At 59.2% G+C, this 2,287-nt stretch carries 3 protein-coding genes; 1 reads left to right on the top strand and 2 read right to left on the bottom strand.

Features of this window, described 5'->3' with window-relative positions; all coding sequences use genetic code 11:
- Window positions 1-82 precede the first annotated feature (82 nt).
- Window positions 83-889, top strand: a complete 807-nt coding sequence (locus Q0288_RS03565; RefSeq protein ID WP_299427297.1) for an enoyl-CoA hydratase/isomerase family protein — start codon at window positions 83-85, stop codon at window positions 887-889.
- A 178-nt stretch (window positions 890-1,067) separates the two neighbouring features.
- On the opposite strand, the gene Q0288_RS03560 is transcribed toward Q0288_RS03565, so the two are convergent.
- Entirely contained in the window at window positions 1,068-1,562 is a 495-nt protein-coding gene (locus tag Q0288_RS03560; protein WP_299427294.1) for a CarD family transcriptional regulator, read from the bottom strand.
- On the bottom strand, window positions 1,559-2,122 hold the full coding sequence (locus tag Q0288_RS03555; protein WP_299427291.1) for a TetR/AcrR family transcriptional regulator: 564 nt from the start codon (window positions 2,120-2,122) through the stop codon (window positions 1,559-1,561). Before Q0288_RS03555 ends, Q0288_RS03560 begins: the two co-directional genes overlap by 4 nt.
- Between the last annotated feature and the right edge of the window lie 165 nt (window positions 2,123-2,287).

The following is a 2,287-nucleotide window of genomic DNA, read 5'->3' as shown; positions in this document are numbered from 1 at the left end:
CAGACCCCCAGGAAAACTCAAATTGGCCCAGCTCGAGGGGAGCCCCCATCCCTCTACCTCGTTTATTGCGTAAACTTTTGGCATGAACTGGCAGCAGCACTACCACCGTTTGAAGTTTGCCCAGCCCAGCGAAGGCGTGCTGGAAGTCATCCTCTCCAACCCCGGTCGGCTCAATGCTACCGACAGCCAGATGCACCGCGAGCTGGCCTATGTCTGGCGGGAGATAGATGCCGATGAGTCCATTGGGGCGGTGCTGGTGCGGGGTGAGGGCGGAGCCTTCAGCAGCGGTGGCGACTTCGCGATGATTGAGGAGATGATCCGGGATTACGAGGCCCTGGTGCGGGTCTGGAAGGAAGCCCGTGACCTGGTCTACGGGGTGGTGAACTGTTCTAAGCCCATCGTGGCAGCCATCGAGGGCCCCGCCGTGGGGGCCGGGCTGGCAGTGGCTCTACTGGCCGATATCAGTGTGGCCGGCAGAACCGCCCGTATCGTGGACGGGCATGTGCGGCTGGGGGTGGCGGCAGGCGACCACTCGGTGATGGTCTGGCCCCTGCTGTGCGGTCTGAGTAAAGCCAAATATTACCTCCTCTTGAACGAGCCGCTTTCGGGGGAGGAAGCTGAGCGCATCGGGCTGGTCTCGAGGTGTGTAGAGGATCACGAGGTCTACGCCGAAGCACTCAAAATCGCGCAAAAACTGACCCAGGGCTCCCCCACCGCCATTCGCTTTAGCAAATACGCCCTCAACAACTGGCTTCGCATGATGGGGCCTAACTTTGACACTTCGCTGGCGCTGGAGTTCATGGGCTTCCTGGGCCCCGATGCCCGCGAAGGTCTGGCCTCGCTCAAGGAGAAGCGCAAGCCTAGCTTTCAGAAAAAGGCCCCCTTGTAAGCAGAGACGCTGCGCATGAGGCCTTTTGCCGATCTCGCAGCCTCGAGCTTGAACACCCCCCGTTCACCTGACGAAGGGCTCCATCCCAGGCCACGGCTACCCTTAAACTTCTGGCCCTATTCCACCCTGGTCAACAAAAAAGTCCCCCCAGGGGACTCTTTTATAGGCTTACTACCGGTCAGTTAAGGCTTTCGCCCACGGTCTCTTCAAATAGCTTGCGGGCTTCCTCGAGGTTCATTTCCATGACCTGGGAGATCTCCTCGGCCAGCAGATGCATGGCCCGGCGCAGGGCCTGGCGGTCGAGGTCGGGCAGGCCTTTCTCGAGTTCCCAGGCCCGCAACTGACCCGCCAGGGTCGCGATGCGGAAGGGGTCGCCATCGGCCAGAATTTCGGTGGTCTTGCGGTGGCGGGCAGCCCATTGGCGGGGCAAGGGCAGGCGGCCCTCGCGCAGCAGGCCCAGAATCTCGTTCACCTGATCCGGTGACAAGGCCCGACGCAGACGGGTGGTTTGGGGGGCTTCTACGGGCACATAAGCTTTGGAACGTGTTCCGGGAAAGTCCACCTGATAATAAGATTTGTCTGAACCCGCAACCGAACGCTGGGCGATTCCCGCCACTACCCCTACGCCATATGGCGGCAACACAACCTTATCTCCTGGACGGTATTCGCTCACAACGCCACTCCTTTCAACAACACCCCAAGCAGGTGCTCGAGGTAGGCTTCCCGTGGAAACTCGAGCTGCGGACTGCAGGCCAGGGCAGCAATGCTGGCAGCGGTCAGGCTGGTATCCAGTTCGGCGCGAACCTCACCCCTGAGCTTGCCATCCTGCACCAGCCTTTCCAGTAGATGCTGGTAGTGCTCGTGCATACCCCTGAGCCAGCCAGTGGTATCTACCGGATGGGCCTCCCGTGCGACCGCCGCCCACAAACCACGCCACTCCTCTACCCAGGCAATGCGAAGCCGCACCACCTCGGCCAGCCGATCACGGAAGCAGCCGCTCTGGTTCACCACATCTTCTACTTTTTGGTAGTAGGAGAAGGTATGGTGCTCCACCAGCGCCTTCAGCAGGTCTTGTTTATCCTGGAAATAAAGATAAACCGTGCCTTTGCCGACTTCGGCTTCCCTGGCAACTTCCTCGACTTTTAGGCCCGACAACCCCCGGTCTCTTAAGACTCGGATGGTTGCCTCGAGAATCACTTCGCGTTTGGGGGCAGTCCGAGCCTCCACGGTCACGGCTATAAAGTGTAGCAGAACCCCAGGGGGTATGGATGAGACCGATCCCGTAAGGGCTATTGGGTGCTTTTTTTATTGCTGTCTCAGACAAGATTTCTCGAGAGTAGTCCAATGCTGCACGGTTCGTTTAAGGTAGATTTTCGATTTACTTTTCACCTAGAAAAC

The organism is uncultured Meiothermus sp. (assembly GCF_937863175.1).
Lineage (GTDB): Bacteria > Deinococcota > Deinococci > Deinococcales > Thermaceae > Meiothermus.
Note: the sequence above shows the minus strand (reverse complement) of the source record. Positions and strands in the feature narration are given on the sequence as shown.

Bases quoted from the DNA above. Each gene is read 5' to 3' on its own strand.
- Q0288_RS03565 (WP_299427297.1), top strand. From the start codon at position 83: ATGAACTGGCAGCAGCACTACCACCGTTTGAAGTTTGCCCAGCCCAGC.